Annotated in this window: 9 protein-coding genes; 3 read left to right on the forward strand and 6 right to left on the reverse strand. The window is 66.6% G+C overall.

Translation table 11 applies throughout. The features are described 5' to 3' along the window. Nucleotides 1-32: 32 nt before the first annotated feature. From LDZ24_RS14310 to LDZ24_RS14325, 4 genes are all read right to left on the reverse strand, one after another. Nucleotides 33-1,352: a hypothetical protein gene (locus tag LDZ24_RS14310; protein ID WP_248322898.1), complete on the reverse strand. Its 1,320-nt coding sequence runs from the start codon at nucleotides 1,350-1,352 to the stop codon at nucleotides 33-35. Between the two features lie 208 nt (nucleotides 1,353-1,560). Continuing rightward, entirely contained in the window at nucleotides 1,561-4,629 is a 3,069-nt protein-coding gene (locus LDZ24_RS14315; protein WP_256465405.1) for an acetoacetate--CoA ligase, read from the reverse strand. A gap of 933 nt (nucleotides 4,630-5,562) precedes the next feature. Continuing rightward, entirely contained in the window at nucleotides 5,563-7,803 is a 2,241-nt protein-coding gene (locus LDZ24_RS14320) for a heavy metal translocating P-type ATPase (RefSeq protein WP_371747456.1), read from the reverse strand. 148 nt (nucleotides 7,804-7,951) lie between these two features. Beyond that, the gene (locus tag LDZ24_RS14325; protein ID WP_248322901.1) at nucleotides 7,952-8,602 is read right to left on the reverse strand and encodes an FMN-binding negative transcriptional regulator; all 651 of its coding nucleotides are present in this window, start codon (nucleotides 8,600-8,602) and stop codon (nucleotides 7,952-7,954) included. A gap of 265 nt (nucleotides 8,603-8,867) precedes the next feature. Here LDZ24_RS14325 and LDZ24_RS14330 point away from each other — a divergent pair, with 265 nt between their 5' ends. The 3 genes from LDZ24_RS14330 (at nucleotide 8,868) to LDZ24_RS14340 (ending at nucleotide 14,661) form a co-directional block, all read left to right on the forward strand. After that, a complete protein-coding gene (locus tag LDZ24_RS14330) occupies nucleotides 8,868-10,334 on the forward strand; it encodes a DUF1254 domain-containing protein (RefSeq protein WP_248322902.1) in 1,467 nt (488 codons plus the stop codon). 134 nt (nucleotides 10,335-10,468) lie between these two features. Further along, entirely contained in the window at nucleotides 10,469-14,131 is a 3,663-nt protein-coding gene (locus LDZ24_RS14335; protein ID WP_248322903.1) for a DUF748 domain-containing protein, read from the forward strand. A gap of 92 nt (nucleotides 14,132-14,223) precedes the next feature. Beyond that, complete coding sequence (locus tag LDZ24_RS14340) at nucleotides 14,224-14,661, forward strand: DUF29 domain-containing protein (protein ID WP_248322904.1); 438 nt, start codon at nucleotides 14,224-14,226, stop codon at nucleotides 14,659-14,661. 20 nt (nucleotides 14,662-14,681) lie between these two features. On the opposite strand, the gene LDZ24_RS14345 is transcribed toward LDZ24_RS14340, so the two are convergent. Further along, nucleotides 14,682-16,250: a DHA2 family efflux MFS transporter permease subunit gene (locus LDZ24_RS14345; protein ID WP_248322905.1), complete on the reverse strand. Its 1,569-nt coding sequence runs from the start codon at nucleotides 16,248-16,250 to the stop codon at nucleotides 14,682-14,684. Between the two features lie 103 nt (nucleotides 16,251-16,353). After that, nucleotides 16,354-17,136 carry an ABC transporter substrate-binding protein gene (locus tag LDZ24_RS14350; protein ID WP_248322906.1) on the reverse strand — a complete coding sequence of 261 codons (783 nt, stop codon included), beginning with the start codon at nucleotides 17,134-17,136 and terminating at the stop codon, nucleotides 16,354-16,356. Nucleotides 17,137-17,154: the final 18 nt, after the last annotated feature.

Consider the following 17,154-nt stretch of genomic DNA (forward strand, 5'->3'; position numbering starts at 1 on the left):
AAGCGTTACGCCGTCGCGCTGGTATGAAAGCGTCAGCCCGCTTGCAGGCTCACGCGTTCTTGCGCGCACATCATCATGGCGCGCAGCGTCGATGCAATGGCGACGAAATGCACCATGAGGCTCGACGGCTGCTGGAAATACCACGGCGTATTGAGACTCACGCAGTCGTGGCCGGTCGCGAGCGTCCAGCCGAGCCGGTCGCGCAGCAAATTGGCGATGATCGTCTGATCGCCGCCGTTCGCGTACGTGCTCGACTTATCCGGCGCAGCGCTCACGTGGCGATAGATTTCGTCGACGAATGCCGCGTTGTCCGGCGTGCGCCTGAAGCCGAGCACGCCCGCGTTGATGACCCACGGACCGATGTCGTGCGCGGCGAGAATGTCGCGATCAGCGAGCAGCGGTTCGAGCGGCTTCTTCTGGTTGACGAAGAGAATGTCGGCATCGATCCAGATCATCCATTCGTGATGCGGCAGGTGCTTGCGCAGGAACCACGGCTTGAGCCAGGTGCCGGTGCTGCCGGGATCGGCGTCGGCGGGCGTGTCGCGATAGACGTAGAGCGTGTAGCCGTGGCGCTCGCAATAGCGCCGCATGTTCTGCTCCGCGACCGCGCCGTAGTTGCGCACGTTCGCCGTGTAATAAGTCACGAGCGCGATCGGCCGGCCGGGATTGAAGACGCTGAAGGGCTCGGCGGGCAGGTACGCCGCGTGTCGCGAGAAGTCGAGAAGCCGCGCGCCTTTCTGCTGGCAATCGTTGATGTGCTCGGCGAGCGCGTTGCGGAACGACGCGTGGATGAACCCGTACATCTCCTGTTCGGCCATGACGATAGCCCACAGATTGGCGTGGTTCGCCCAGACCGGTTCGTAGCGCGGATTGCAGAACATGGCGCACATGATGCCGCCGCGCTCGCCGTGCGGCTCGATGTAGTCGAGCGGGGAGAGAAGCTGGATCTCGTCGTCGGTCGCGCCGCAGATCTTGCACTGCTCGATGCAATGAACGATGAAATCGCGGATGGGCTGCGTATTGCGCCAGACTTGCAGCGCCGTCTGTTCCTTGCCGGTGTTGCCGCCGAGCGCGGGCAGAAGATGCTGACGGCCATCGGCCATGGGCTCGACCGGATGCATGTTCAACACGAGGCAGTCTTCGCCGAAGCAGACGAGCAGCGCATGTTCGGGCATCTGCCGAAGGTGATGCAGCACCGTTTCGTACTTCAGCAAAAGACGTTGCGCTCTGGATTCGATCCCGACCAGCGAGACGGTTTCGTGCTCGTAGCCTAGTTGCGCGCAATAGTGCTTGTGATTGACGAGAACGGCGGGTGCGTCGACTCGGAGAAAGCTCAGGCAGCGGGTAGTCATAGGTCGTACAGGAAACAATGCGGACGTTGCGTGATTGCGATTTTTTACAGTTTTCGGAGTATGCGCAGCCCGCGCGCCGAGCGGTATCGGGCATGTCTGAAATCGAAGAAATTCGATGGACGCGCCGAGCGCGCACAGAGGAGGGCCCCGGTCGAGACACGGCCGGGTTTTCAGGCCGCGTGAAGTGCCACGCGCGGCCGTCGACGGCTCACATATTCGACAACACCTGCGCGAGCGCCATCGCGACCGTTGCCAGATGCGGCTCCACGACGAGATCGTGATGCCGTCCTTCCACCTGCATGATGCGCAGGCCCTGCTTCGCGACGCGCTGCCACACCGGCAGCGGATCGCCGCGATCGTCCTGCATGATCGACGCGCGCACGTAGACGATCGGGCCGCCGAGATAACGGCGCGGCTTGTAGGTCGTCATCGCGACGCGCATGGATTCGCGCACGAGCATCAGCGGCGGCGGCAGGCTGCGCGTCTCCGGGCCGGGCCGCTGCGCCGTCTTGCCGAGCCGCATGCGGACGTGGTCCGTCAGCGCGAGCGCCTTGCCGCGCACGTAGCGCACGCGGGAGCGCGCATCGAGCGAGCGGAACTCCCGCATGCGATAGGCGAGCATGGCGGCCTGATAACGCGCCCACGCCGAAAGCGGCAGACAACGTTCGTGCACGTAGGTATCGAGCAGACAGAGCATCTCGATCTGCTCGCCCGCCTTCACGAGCTGCTGTGCGATCTCCAGCGCAACGAGTCCGCCGAACGAATAGCCGACGAGCGCGTACGGCCCGGTCGGCTGCACGCCGCGCATACGCAGCACGTAAGCGCGCGCCATGTCCTCGACGCTGCGCTGCGGCGTTTCATCGCCATCCAGTCCTTGCGCCTGCAGCCCGTAAATGGGCCGCTCGCTTTGGAGCGTAGCCGCGAGCGTCAGGCACTCCATGGCCGATCCCGTGATGCTATGGACCATGAAGAGCGGCCGGCCGCGGCCCGCCCGCATTTGCACGAGCGTCGAGTTGGCGGCGCTCGTGCCCTGGTCGGAAACGATTGCGCCGGCGAGCCGCGCAATCGTTGGCGCGACGATCAACGTGGCGATCGGCAGGGTGCGACCGGTCGTCCGCCGAATGTCGGCGAGCATGCGGGCCGCCAGCAGCGAGTGTCCGCCGAGCTCGAAGAAGTTGTCTTCCCGGCCGATCGGCGCAAAGTTGAAGTACCGCTCCCACAGCGCGCATAGATACGCTTCGACACTCTCCGCCGATTGCCCCGGCGCGGGCAGTTCGCCCGTCTGCCGCGCAAGCAGCGGGTGCTCGCGGATGCCATCGAGACAGCCGGGATTCGCGAGCGACGACACGTTACGCGCCGGCAGGCCGTTGACGGCATCGCGGGCGGCGGCCTCCGACGGCTTGCCGTTGTGCGTGACCGGCAGGCCGTCGACCTGCACGATCACGTCGGGCACGAGCGCGGCAGAGCCTTGCCGCATGATCTCGCGTCGCATGCGCACGGCGAGCGTCGCGTTCAGATGCGCGCCGGGCCGCAGCACGAGCAGCAGCACGATTCGCTGGCCGCTCTCGCCCGCGCGCTCGCCGGTTTGCGCGACGGACATCGCCTGACAAACCTCGGGAATGTCGCTCAGGATGCGATAGATCTCGCCGGGACTCACGTTGATGCCGCGAACATTGAGCACGCCGTCGCTGCGGCCATGCAGACGCGCGGAGCCTTCGGGCGCGAATTCGATGACATCGCCGTGCGTCCAGACGCCTTCGTTCTGCGAGAAATACGCGCTGTGAAAGCGCGCGCCCTCGTCGTCGCCGAAGAAACCGAGCGGCCGCGACGGAAACGGATTCGTGCAGACGAGCTCGCCGGGCAGCGCCGTCGGCGCGCCATGATCGAACGCCTGCACGTCGAGGCCGAGGCTCTTGCACTGAGCCTCGCCCGCGAACACGGGCAGATTCGGATTGCCCAGCACGAAGCAGCCGAGGATATCGGTGCCGCCCGAGATCGACTGTAGCTGCAACGGCTTCACATGCCGATGCACCCAGTGGAACTGCGAATCGAAAAGCACGGCGCCGGTCGACATCATCGCGCGCAGCGCGGACAGGTCGAACTGCGCGCCCGGTTCGAGGCCCGCGTCCTCGCTCATCTTCAGATAAGCGGGACTGGTGCCGAACACCGTGACGCGCTCGTTCGCCACGATGCGCCAGAGCGTATCCACCGCCGCGACCGGGCCGTCGTAGGTCACGATCTGCACGCCCGATGCGAGCGCCGACAACTGCCAGTTCCACATCATCCACGAGCAGCTCGTGAAGAAGAAGAGCTTGTCGCCGGGGCCGAGGTCGCTATGCAACCGGTGCTCCTTCACATGCTCGATGAGCGTCCCGCCTGCGCCGTGCACGATGCATTTCGGCTTGCCCGTGGTGCCCGACGAAAACATGATGAAGAGCGGATGCGCGAACGCGAACCGCTGCCACGCGAATTGCGCCGCGTCGCCTTGCACGATCAGGTCGTGCAATACGTGCTGACGCGTGCCGATGCCGGTCGGCAGCGGCACGTCGTCGAGACACACGATGTCCGTGAGCGACGGCAGTTCGGCCGCGACCGCCGCGACGTGCGCGCTGAGCGAGCCGGCCGTATCGAACGAACGCGGCATGGTATGCGCGATCAACATGCGCGGCGCGAGCGGCGCGAAGCGGTCGACGATGGATTGCACGCCATTCTCGGGCGCGGCCGTGGAGAGCGTCGCGCCGAGCGCGGTGACGGCGAGCGCGGCGGTGATCGCGTCGGCGTCGTTGCGCATGATCGCGACGACGCGATCGCCCGGCGCGAGCCCCAATTCGCGCAACGCGTGCGCAAGCCGCATGACGCGGTCGCGCAGTTCGCCGCGCGTGTAGGCAACGCGGCCGCCATCGGCATAACAGGAAGCGAGCGCGGGAGCGTCGTCGGGCGCAATGCCCGCGTTCAGCAGATTCTCGGCATAGTTCAACTGCACATGCGGGAAGAAGCGCGCGGTCTCGCAGCGGTCGCCGATGCAAACCGGGTCCGCGTTGCCCGACCATTCCAGCCCTTGCGCGGATTGCAGAAAGTATTGCCAGAAACGGCGGAATTCGCGGGCGCTGTAGGCGTGCAACGACGGGTAATCGGCGAAATGCTCGCCCGTCAGTGCTTCGAAGCCTTCGGTAAAGCGGGTCATGCTGGAGCGCGCGATGCGCTCCGCGTCTGGCTGGAACAGGGACGGGCGCGAGCCCATACGCGCACGCTCGCGCATAGCGTTATGACGTTGCATGGTGCGACGGACCTGTGATCTGCGCTGCGTGATTGAATGCTTATGTGTTCAGCGTCGGGCTCCGAAAATCTCTCAGTTTCCAATACAGCGCCTCGCCGCCGGTCAGGTGTGTGAAGCCAGAGTACCGCGAGCGAAATCGCCGCAATGTGCGACCACGCACAAACGGGCATCCGTGTTTTTCCGTCTATCGAGCGGTGGGTGCAGAGTGCTTTCTCGTCGCGACGTTGCCTCGGGCAGGATGAGAAACATTTCGGATTTCAAAATGCTTGCCACGGTGCGCGTTGATCACTGCCATGTGGCAGCGTGGTGAATTCGCGCACCGGGCTGGGCGCTGGTTATCGCTGCGCGGCGCAAGAAGCGCATGCGCTGCGCTGAAAGCCGCTTCTCGCGGCGGCGGCATTGTCGCCATCTGGCCGCCGCGGACTACTTGGGCACGAAGACGGGCGACATCGGCATGGCGTTAGCGCGGCGGCAATACCGCGAGCCCGGAGCGCCAAGCGCGGGGCAAGAAGCGCATGCAAGCGCGTCCCGACGCGCCCCGGAAAGCCGCTGCTCGCGACGGCGGCATCGTCGCCATTTGGCGGCCGCGAACTACTCGGGCACGCACACCGGCGATATAGGCATGGCGTTCCCGGCGCGCAATACCGCGAGCGCGGAGCGCCATGCGCGTTGCAAGTAGAGCATGCAGGCGCGTTGCGGGCGCGGCCGCTGAAAGCCGCCTCTCGCGACGCGTGCATCGTCGCCATCCGCCGCCGCGAACTACTCGGGCACGAAGACCGGCGACATCGGCATGGCGTTCGCGGCGGGCAATACCGCGAGCGGAACGTCATGCGCGTGGCAAGAAGCGCATGAAAGCACGTTCCGACGCGGCCCGGAAAGCCGCCTCTCGCGGCGGCGGAATCGTCGCTATCCCGCCGCCTTGAATAAGGCGTGTTACGCAGCCCGCGCAACCGGCTTGCCGTCCCGCCCGGCATCGGCCGTTTCAGCGCCCGCGTGTCCGGCCCGAGCGCGCCAGGTCCTGAGCAGCAACGCGTTGGTCACGACGCTCACGCTCGAAAACGCCATCGCCGCGCCGGCGTACATCGGATCGAGCATGCCGAGCGCCGCGAGCGGAATGCCGATCAGGTTATAGACGAACGCCCAGAACAGATTCTGGCGGATCTTGCGATACGTGCGCCGCGAGATGTCGATGGCATCGGCCACGAGCGCGGGATCACCGCGCATGAGCGTGATGCCCGCCGCTTCGATCGCGACGTCCGTGCCGCTCGCCATCGCAATGCCGATGTCGGCGGCGGCGAGCGCGGGCGCGTCGTTGATGCCGTCGCCCGCCATCGCCACGACGCCTTTCGCCGACGCCTTCAGTTGCGCGACGACCCGCGCCTTGTCGGCCGGCAGCGTCTGCGCGAACACCCGCTCCTGCGCGATGCCGAGCGCCCGCGCGACGGCATGCGCGCTGCCCGCGTTGTCGCCGGTCACGAGCGCGCTCGTCACGCCCATCTGCGACAGCCGTTCGATGGCGGCGCGCGCGGCGGGCTTCACGGTGTCGCCGAACGCGAGCAGCGCGAGCACCGCGCCGCGCTCCGGCTCGAACAGCCACGAGATCGTGTTGCCCTGCGCTTCGAGTTGGCGGGCACGCTCGGCGAGGGCGTCGGGCACCGCCGCGTTCGATTCTTGCAGCCAGCGTCCGCTGCCGATCGCGATGCGTCGCGGCGCGGCAGCGTGCCCGGCCGTGGCGACGTTCGCTTGCACGCCACGCCCCGCGACTGCGCGCGCGGCGCTCGCTTCGAAGCGCCGCGTCGCGTTGGCATCGCCTGCGGCAGCGGCCACTGCCTTCGCGAGCGGATGCTCGCTCATGCGCTGCACGGCCGCCGCGAGCGCGAGCGCCTCGTCGCGATGCTGGCCCGGCGCGGCGTCGAACGCGACGAGCGCCGGCCGCCCGACGGTGAGCGTGCCGGTCTTGTCGAACGCGACGATATCGATAGCATGCGCGCGCTCGAGCGCCTCGGCGTCCTTGATGAGGATGCCCTGACGCGCCGCCACGCCCGTGCCGGCCATGATCGCGGTCGGCGTCGCCAGGCCGAGCGCGCACGGGCATGCGATCACCAGGACTGCGACCGCATTGAGCAAAGCCGTCTCGCCGCTCGCGCCGTGCAGCAGCCAGCCGGCGAGCGTCACGAGCGCGATGCCGAGAATCGCCGGCACGAACACGGCCGACACGCGATCGACGAGCCGCTGGATCGGCGCCTTCTCCGCCTGCGCGGATTCGACGAGCCGGATGATGCGCGCGAGCGTCGTCTCCGCGCCGACGGCGGTGGTTTCGATGGCGATCACGCCTTCACCGTTGATCGAGCCGCCTGTCGCGCGCGCGCCCGGTTCCTTGGCGACCGGCAGGCTTTCGCCGGTAATCAGCGATTCGTCGATATGCGTGCGGCCCTCGCGCACGATGCCGTCCACCGGCACGCGCTCGCCCGGCCGCACGATGGCGATATCGCCGATCCGCACGTCCGCGAGCGCGATTTCGCGTTCCCGCGCGGGATCTGCGGCATCGCGGATGCGCGCCTTGTCCGGGCGAAGCGCGTTGAGCGCGCGGATCGCGTCGGTCGTCTGACGCTTCGCGCGCGCCTCCAGCCACTTGCCGAAGCGCACCAGCGTGATGACCACCGCCGAAGCCTCAAAATACAGATGCGCGTGGCCGTGCGCGAACATCTGATAGACGGACACGCCCCATGCCGCCGACGTCCCCAACGCGACGAGCAGATCCATGTTGCCCGAAAGCGCCCGCACGGCGCGATAGCCGCCGACGTAGAAACGCCATCCGAAGCCGAACTGCACGACGCTCGCGAGCGCCAGTTGCAGCCACGGCGAGAGGTCGAGGCCGAGCATCGGCGCAACCATCGGCGCAAGAAGTGGCACGGAGAGCACCGCGCTGCCGATGACCGCCGCGAGTTCCCGGTCGCGCGTGTGCAATGCGTCGGCGGCGGGCGGCGCGTCGGGCACGATGCGCGTGGCTTCGTAGCCGGCTTTCGTGATGGCAGCGAGCAGTTGGTCGTCGGTGACGGCGTCGCTCGCGTGCACGGTGGCACGCTCGGTCGCGAGATTGACGGCGACGGTATCCACGCCCGGCACGCGCTTGAGCATCTTTTCGACGCGCGCGACGCACGACGCGCACGTCATGCCGCCGACGGCGAATTCGGCGGTCCGTTCCGATTGAGTTGAAGCCGATGACATGGTGAAACGCTCCGGATCTGGCTGAACGGACGCAATTCCCGTTCTCATGCATCCAGTATCGACCTTCCCATGACTGGAAGGTCAAGCGCGGTTCTCAGCCGCGCGGCGGATCGTTCAGCGTGGCGGACATGACGTCGGCGAGCGCGTGCGCCGCGTCGCCGCCGCGCTGACGCAGACCCGCGACCGCGCCCAAGCGGTCGGCGTCGGCCTTGTTCTGCGAGAGCTTGGCCTTGCCGACGAGCCGCGTCACCTCGATCTCGATGCCGACGATCGCGCCCAGCAACTCGTCGATGTAATCGCGCGGCGCGTCGCCCAGCTTCCACGGCGCGGGCTCGGCCGCCTCCATCTTGCGCGTGAGCCGCGCGACGACGCCGCGCACGTACGCTTCGTCGTCGCGCACGGTGATGCGGCCGTGCGCATGCACGACGAAGTAGTTCCAGGTCGGCACCTGCCGATGCGTGTCCTGCTTGCTTGGATAGAAGTTCGGCGAGATATACCCGGCTTCGCCCTGAAAGATCACGAGTACGTTCTCGCCCGGCGCGACTTCCTTCCAGACCGGATTGGCCCGCGCCACATGCGCCCGCAGAACGCCGTGCTCGCCCGCATTCGCGTCCAGTTCGAACGGAACATGATTTGCGTCCAGCCCGTTCGGACCGTGCGTGACGAGCGCGCCGAACGGGTTCGCGGCGATCAGCGCGTGAAGCACGTCGGCGCGGTTTTCTTCGAAATGGGCGGGCAGATACATCGGTCGGCTCTGTGACGGTGACATGAAGAACAGCAGGAAACCCGATGTTACGCGATGCCGGCGCATGCGGTTTGCTTCCTTCGTCAGCGCCTGATGACAGTTTTGGCAACGGCTCCTTGCCTATCATCAGCGGATACGTTAAAACCCGAATTTCGAGATAGTTTCCGCGCCCGTAACAAAGGCGCAAACGTTAAGGCGGCAGCATCGGTTTGCGCGCCGGAAGTTGCGTCAACCCATGCGAAACAAGAACCGGACTCCCATTCGAATGAACCTACCACGACGCTGGACCTTCCCGCTCAACGCCGCTTTCTGTCTAGGCGCAAGCATTGCCGGAGTGAGCCTCCTGTCCGGCTGCGCGGCGAACAAGCCGCCCGAAGCCAAAGCCAGCACCGGCTGGGTAAAGGACCAGGTGGCGGACGCGTACACGTTCGGCTTTCCGCTCGTTGCCTCGGACATCGCCCGCGAGCGCGCGAGCGGCAACGCGGCGCAGTCCGGCCGCGCGCCGCTCAACACGTTCCGGCACGCGAGCGCGCTGCCGCCCGTCGGTGCGGCGGGCTGGCCGAGCGTCGGTACGCTCGACTCGACCGCATGGCTGGATGTGTCGGCCGATCCGGTGATCGTCTCGCTGCCCGCCGCGCCGCGCGGGCGATATCTGGACGCGCGCGCCTTCGACGCGTGGACCAACGCGCTCTATTCGAGCGCCGATACCACGCCGTATCCGAAGATGCAGTCGATCGCGTTCGTGCCGGCGGGCTTCAGCGGCACGCTGCCCGCGGATGCCACGCGCGTCGAATGCCGCACGCGCTACGTGTGGCTCTCCGTGCGCGTGCGCGTGAACGGCCCGCGCGACGTGCGCGAGGCTCGCAAGCTGCAAACCGCGATGCGTATCGAGCCGCTCACGCCCGCGAAAGGCTCCGTTGCCGATGCGACGCCTGCCGTCACCGGCGCGTGGCCCGGCGGCAGCAGCGGGCAGCAGCCCGCGGTGCCGCCGCTGCCCGCCGCGCCGGCGACGGCATCGCCCGGCGCGCAGGCCGAATCGCTCGACGCAAGGGCCTTCTTCGCGCGCCTTGCCCGGTCGCTCGACGACAACCCGCCCGCCACTGCCGACACGCCCGCGATGAGCCGTCTCGCCGCCATCGGCGTGAAACCCGGCGAGCCGGTGCAGTTCAAGACGACGGACGCGCCGGTGCTCGACGCGGGCATCGCCGAGGCGCGCGAGCGGCTCTCGACCGTGCCGCCCAACGCCATCACGAAGAACGGCTGGACGTGGTTCGGCGACGGCGTCGGCAACTACGGCACCGACTACACGCTGCGCGCCTACCTCGCGCGGCGGCAGACGGCGACGAGCACGAAAGACGGCGAAGCGAAGCCGGTTGCATCGGTCGACAGCGACGGCCACGCGCTGAACGGCGCGAACGACTACGTGCTGCACTTCGAGCCGAATCAGCTTCCGCCGGTGCGCGGCTTCTGGACGCTCACAGCCTATACGAAAGACGGCGCGCTCGCCGATGCCAAAGTGCCGCGCCTGTCGCTTTCCGACCGCGACCGCCTGAAGAAGAATCGCGACGGCTCGATCGACGTGATCGTGTCGTCGGAGTCGCCGGGCAAGGCGCGAGCGTCGAACTGGCTGCCCGCGCCCGCGGGCGAGTTCCAGCTCGCCATGCGCCTCTATGCGCCGAAGCCGCAGGCGAGCGACGGCACGTGGGCGCCGCCGCCCGTGCAGCGGCAGTAGCGTCTTTTTTGCGCGGCGTTATCGAAGAGTTTTGACAACGTTGGCGCGGCGCATCGTCGTATACTCGGGCATCCTCCTTCCGAGACGGCGAGATCGCGCCGCGCCGATGCGCGCATCGCGTCGCCGCGCATCGCATGTCAAGCACCACGAAGTCAACGTTCACCACGGCCGGGCAGACCTTGCGCGGCGTGGTCCACGCGCCCCGCACGCGGCGCATCGCCATCGGGTTCGTCGTCGCGCTGGTGGTCATCGGGCTGCTCGGGTTCTTCGTCGCGCCGCCGGTCATCCGGCACGTCGCCGAACAGCAGCTTTCGACACAGCTCGACCGCCCGGTGAGCATCCGGCGCATCGCGCTCAATCCCTATACGCTCGATTTCGAAGCCGATGACGTGCATATCGGCGAATCCCGCGCTCAAGGCGCGAACGCGCCGGGCTTCGTGGATGTGTCGCGGCTCGTGGTGCGCACGTCGTGGACGTCGCTGTTCCGGCTCGCGCCGGTCGTCGATGAACTGAAGATCGACTCGCCGCGCATCAACATCGTCCGGTACGACGCCGAGCATTTCAATTTCTCCGATCTGATCGCGAAGTTCTCGAAGCCTTCGTCGCCGCCCTCGGACAAGCCCGCGCGGTTTTCGGTGTCGAACATTCGGATCGAGAACGGGCGCATCGTTTTCGACGACAGGCTCACGAAGACCAAGCACACCATCGACCGCTTCGCGCTCGGCATTCCGTTCATCGCGACGTTGCCGTCCGCCACGGATATCTTCGTCACGCCGCTTTTGCAGGCGCGCATCGACGGCTCGCCGCTCGTGCTGAAGGGCCGCACGAAGCCGTTCGCGCAGTCGCGCGAGTCCGAGATTGCGCTGACGCTCGACGGGCTGGACGTGCCGCAATTGGCGTCGTACGCGCCCGCCTCGCTGCCCGTCGCGGTCAAGAGCGGCCGGCTTTCGACCGATCTCAACGTGCGTTTCGCGATTGCGGGCGACGTGCCGACCATCCGCATCGACGGCACCGCCGATCTCGCCGACGCCGCCGTGACCGACCGCGCGAACGCGCCGCTCATCGCCGCTCGCGCGCTGCACGTCAAGATCGCGGATATGCAGCCGCTGCGCAGCATCTATCACTTCGACGAAATCACGTTGTCCGGGCCGGATGCGCATATCACGCGCGACGCCTCGGGCGTGTACAACGTGACGAAGCTCGCGTCGCCTTCGAAGTCTGAACCCGCGAAGCCCGCGGACAGCAAGTCACCGCCGCTCGACCTCGCGATCGGCCATCTCGCCATCGACGGCGGGCGCCTCGCGTATGCGGATGATCTGCTGAAGCAGCACGTCGAAGCCGCGCTGACGAACCTCGCCGTCACGCTCGACGGCTTCTCCACGCTCGGCAAGACGCCCGCGCGCTACACGCTCAAGACGGCGTCGGACAAGGGCGGCACGCTCGCCGCGTCGGGCAACGTCACGCTCGCCGCCCACACGGCGGACGCAAAGCTCGCGCTCGATGCGTTGGCGTTGCCGCCGCTGCAGCCGTACATCGCGAACATGGTGGCGGCGCGCGTCGTCGCGGGCACCGTGAGCGCGAATCTGCCGGTGTCGGTCGACTGGTCGAAGCCCGATGCGGGCGCGCAGGTCGGCTCGGGCGATGTCACGGTCGCTGGTCTCACGCTCGTGCCGTCGAACGCGGCGGGTGCGGCGCCGATCAAGCTCGGCTCGGCCGTCGCGAAGATCAGCAAGGTCGACGTGGCCGCGCGCACGGCCGCGCTCGGCAGCGTGCGGGTGAGCGGCCTCGCCCTCGAGGCGACGCGCCGCAAGGACGGCAGCATCGATCTGGCGGCGCTCGCGGGACCGCACGAGGCCGCGCCCGAGCAAACGGCAACGCGCAAGGTGCAGAAGGCGCAGCAGGCCGGTCCGGCGTGGCGCTATCAGATCGATCAGATCCGGCTGGACGGCGCATCGGCCACGTTCACTGACGAAACGCCCGCGCGGCCGGTGAAGTTGAGCGTCGCGCCGCTGTCGGTCGATGTCAGGCAGTTCAGCGACGACATGACAAAGCCGCTTCCCCTCGACGGCAAGCTCACGCTCAACGGCCGCGGCGCGCTCGCCGTGAATGGCAATGTCACGCTCAGTCCGCTCAAGGTCGCGCTGCATGTGAAGGGCGATCAGGTGGATGTGTCCGCGTTCGAGCCGTATTTCGGCGACAAGCTCAACGTCGAAGTGGCGAGCGCGGCGCTCAACGCGAACGGCGACGTCGCGATGTCGGGCAGCGGCAAGACGCTCGCGGCGTCGTACAAGGGCGACGCGTCGCTCACCGACGTGCGCATGATCGACAAGGCGACGTCCGACCGCTTCGCTGGCTGGAAGCTGCTGGGTCTCACGAATCTGAAGGCGAGCTACGGCGAGCGCGGCACGGACGTGGAGGCGGCGCGGGTCACGTTCGCCAATTTCTACGGGCGCGTGCTGCTGGATGCGCAGGGCAAGCTGAACCTGAAGAACGTCGTGGCGAGCGATCACGCAGCGGCGCAATCGGTGACGCAGCCGGCGGCGTCTGCGTCAGCCTCGGCGCCGGTTGCCGCGAGCGCGCCCGCCGACACGGCGAAGTCCGGGCCGCCGCTGAACCTGCGCTTCGGCGAGCTCGTTCTGCAGAACGGCCGCGTCACGTACACGGACAACTTCATCAAGCCGAACTACACGGCGAATCTCGTGGCGATCAACGGGACCATCGGCGCGTTCGGCACGCAATCCACGACGCCCGCGCCCGTCGATGTCACCGCGAAGCTGGCGGCGAACGGGCCGGTGTCGATCAAGGGGCAGGTGAATCCGCTCATCGCGAAGCCGGCGCTCGATCTGACCGCGAGCGCGCACGACGTGGAGTTGACCAACCTCACGCCGTATTCGGCGAAGTACGTGGGCTACCCGATCACCAAGGGCAAGCTGAACGTCGATCTGCACTACATGCTCGCCGACGACAAGCTGACCGCGAACAACCACCTGTTCATCGACCAGTTGACGTTCGGCGATCACATCGACAATCCGAGCGCGACGAAGCTGCCGGTGCGGCTCGCCGTATCGCTCTTGAAGAACTCGCGCGGCGAAATCGACGTGAACATTCCGATTTCGGGCTCGCTGTCGAATCCGGAATTTTCGGTCGGCGGGCTCGTGTGGCAGGCCATTCTGAACCTCGTGCAGAAGGCCGTCACCGCGCCGTTCTCGCTGCTGGCACATGCGTTCGGCGGCAACGGAGAGGAGCTGAACTACGTCGAATTCGACGCCGGGTCGGCCACGCTCACCGATGCCGCGCAGAAGAAACTCGACACGATCGCGAAGGCGCTCGCGGACAAGCCGTCGATCCGGCTGGACGTGACTGGCCGCGTCGATCCGAAGGTGGACGAACCGGGCTTGCGCAGCGCGTGGCTCGACGCGCAGGTGAAACGCGCGAAGGTGCGCGACATGTCGGGCAATGGCGAAAACGTCGACTGGGCGAGCGTGAAGGTGTCCGGCGACGACTACGACAAGTACCTGACGAAGGTCTACAAGTCGGCCGATTTCAAGAAGCCGCGCAATATGATCGGTTTGACCAAGACTGTGCCGGATGCCGACATGAAGGCTGCGCTGCTGCAGAACGCGCCGGTCGACGAAGCGTCGTTGCGCGACCTCGCGCAACGGCGGGCGCAGGCGGTGCAGGAATATTTCGACGGCAAGATCGACAGCAGCCGCATTTTTGTGGTCGCGCCGAAGCTGACCGCCGACGGCATCGACGATAAAGGCGCGGGAAGCCGCGTCGATCTGGGCCTGAAATAGCGGCGTTAGCCGAACGGACGATCTCGAAGAATAGCGAGGGGCGAATTACGATGAGCCAAACCGGAGATTCGAAAGAAGACGGGAGTCAGCCGATGGGAACGCCTTACGAGCAGGACGTCGTCGCGTGGGCCAGGGAACAGGCCGCGCTGCTGCGTGCAGGGAAGCTCACGGCCATCGATATCGAGCATATCGCAGAGGAAATCGAGGACGTGGGCAAGAGCGAACAACGCGAACTGGCGAGCCGGATGTCGGTGTTGCTCGCGCATTTGTTGAAGTGGCAGGTTCAGCCTGAGCGACGCGGGGCGAGTTGGCGAACCACATTGCGGATTCAGCGCACGGCGATCGAGCGGCGTCTGAATAAGACGCCGAGCATGAAACCCATGCTTTCCGATGAGGACTGGATTAGCGATATGTGGGGCGACGCGCGCCAGCAGGCGGCGAACGAGACGGGCATCAGCGTGGCCGTCCTTCCCGAGACCTGCCCCTGGCCGATGGCGCAGGTCCTCGATCCGGAGTTCTACCCTGACTGAGCGGAGGCCCGCCCCCCGCTCTAATGCGCCCCCGCCGCGGCCCCACCGCCACCGCCCTTCGCCACCTTGGTGATCCAAATGAGCGGGATGATCAAAATGAAGATCACCGCCGAGATCAGGAAGATATCGTTGAGGCCCATCATCGCGGCCTGCGAATTCACGGTGAAGTTGAACATGCCGCGCGCCTGCGCTTCGCTGATATCGAGCGTCGATTGCGACGCGCCGAGCGCCTGCCAGAACGTCGGGTTGAAGGCGTTCGCCTGCTCGGTGAGCCGCTCGTGATGCAGCGCGATGCGGTCGTCCCACGCATTGCCGGCGAGCGACGTGCCCACCGCGCCGCAAAACACCCGCGCGAAGTTCGATAAACCGGCCGCCGCCGGAATCTTCGAAGGCGGCAGGCCCGACAGCACGATGGCCGTCAGCGGCACGAAGAACATCGCCATCGGAATGCCCTGAAGCAGCGTCGGCAGCACGAGGTGGAATGTGTCGATCTCGATCACGTATTTCGAGCGCAGCCAGAACACGAACGCAAAGCCGATGAACGCCATCGTCGCGATCACGCGGGCGTCGCTGCGCGGCAGGATCTTGCCCATGATGGGCGCGAGTATCACGGCGAAGACGCCGAGCGGCGCGGTAACGAGGCCGGCATCGACGGAGCGGTAGTTCAGGTACTGCTGCATCCACTGCGGCAACAGCACGAGGTTGCCGAAGAACACGCCGTACGCCACCGAAATCGCCACCGTGCCGCCGAAGAAATTGCGCCCGGTGAAGAGCCGCAAATCGACCACCGGATTCGCCTCCGTCAGTTCCCACACCACGAAGAACGCGAACGAAATGGCCGCGACGATCGCCAGCACCACGATCACCGGCGACGAGAACCAGTCGAGGTCGCGTCCCTTGTCGAGCATGATCTGCAGCGACGCCACCCACGCGACGAGCAGCGCGAGCCCGATCACGTCGATCGGCGCCTTGCGCGTCGGCGATTCACGCGTGCGGTAGATGAACCACGTCACGCCCGCCGCGAAGATGCCCACCGGTATGTTGATGTAGAAGATCCACGACCACGAATAGCTGTCGGTGATCCAGCCGCCGAGCGCGGGGCCCGCAATCGGCCCGACGGTCGCGGTCATCGCCCAGAGCGAGAGCGCCATCGACGCTTTCTCTTTCGGATACGAGCCGAGCAGAATGGCCTGCGAAAGCGGAATCAGCGGCCCGGCCACCGCGCCTTGCAGCACGCGGGCAATCAGCAGCACCGGCAAATTCGGCGCGAGCCCACAAAGCCACGACGACAGCACGAACATGAGAATCGCGCCGACGAAAAGCCGGATCTGCCCGAGCCGTTGCGTCAGCCAGCCGGTCAGCGGAATGGAAACGGCGTTCGACGCCGCGAACACCGTGATGACCCACGTGCCTTCGTTCACTGACACGCCGAGGTTGCCGGAGATCGTCGGAATCGCGACGTTGGCGATCGACGAATCCAGCACGTTCATGAAGGTCGCGAGCGCCACGGCGAAGGTGGCGAGCACGAGCTGGCCGCCCTTGAGCGGCGGCGGAGGCGGTGCGGCGGTGGTTGGCGGCGGCGTGCTCATGCATCTCCTGGCGAAGCGCCGCGACGTTCAGGTCGCGGCCGATGTCAACGAATCCGCCAGTGTGCCTGCGCTTCAAAAAAGCTGCAGAGCCGCCGCCCGCAGCTTACTTCGATGAAATGTCGATGTTGCCGAGATACTTCTTCGCGTACTTGTCGATGGTGCCGTCCGCCTTCACCTTCGCGATGGCCGCGTCGAGCTTGGCCTTCAGCGCATCGTCGCCCTTGCGGATGCCGTACGCGATGCCGCTGCCGAGAATCTTGTCGTCGCGCACCGGCGCGCCGGCGAACGAGAAGCCTTCGCCGTCGGGCTTCGAGAGGAAGCCGCTTTGTCCGGCGGGCGCGAGCACGAGCGTCGCATCGAGACGGCCAGACTTGAGGTCCGCATAGACCTGATTCTGGTCCTGATACGGCACGATCTTCACGCCTTCATTCTCCCAGTGCGCCTTGGCGAACGTCTCCTGAATGGAGCCTTGCAGCACGCCCACGCTCTTGCCTTTCAGCGCCGCCGCGGTCGGTTCGATCCCGCTGCCGGTCTTCGCGATGAGTTGCGTCGGCACGCGATACACGACCGTCGTGAAGTCGATCGCCTGGCGGCGCTGCTCGGTGGCGTTCATCGCGGAATTGATCGCGTCGAACTTGCGGCCCTGCAGCGCGGGGATGAGACCGTCGAACGACGTTTCGACCCATTTGCACTGCATCTTCGCGGCGGCGCAGACGGCGTTGCCCACGTCGATATCGAGTCCTTGCAGTTCGCCCGTCGCCGATTTCGATTCGAACGGCGGGTATTGCGCTTCGACGCCGAAGCGCAGGGTGTCGGCGGCGAGCGCCGCGCCGCTCGCGAGCGAGCACGCGACGAAAAGCGCGGCGGCGAGGTGGTTGTTCTTCATCGTGGTCTCCGGGAAATC

The organism is Caballeronia sp. Sq4a (genome assembly GCF_023170545.1).
Taxonomy (GTDB): domain Bacteria; phylum Pseudomonadota; class Gammaproteobacteria; order Burkholderiales; family Burkholderiaceae; genus Caballeronia.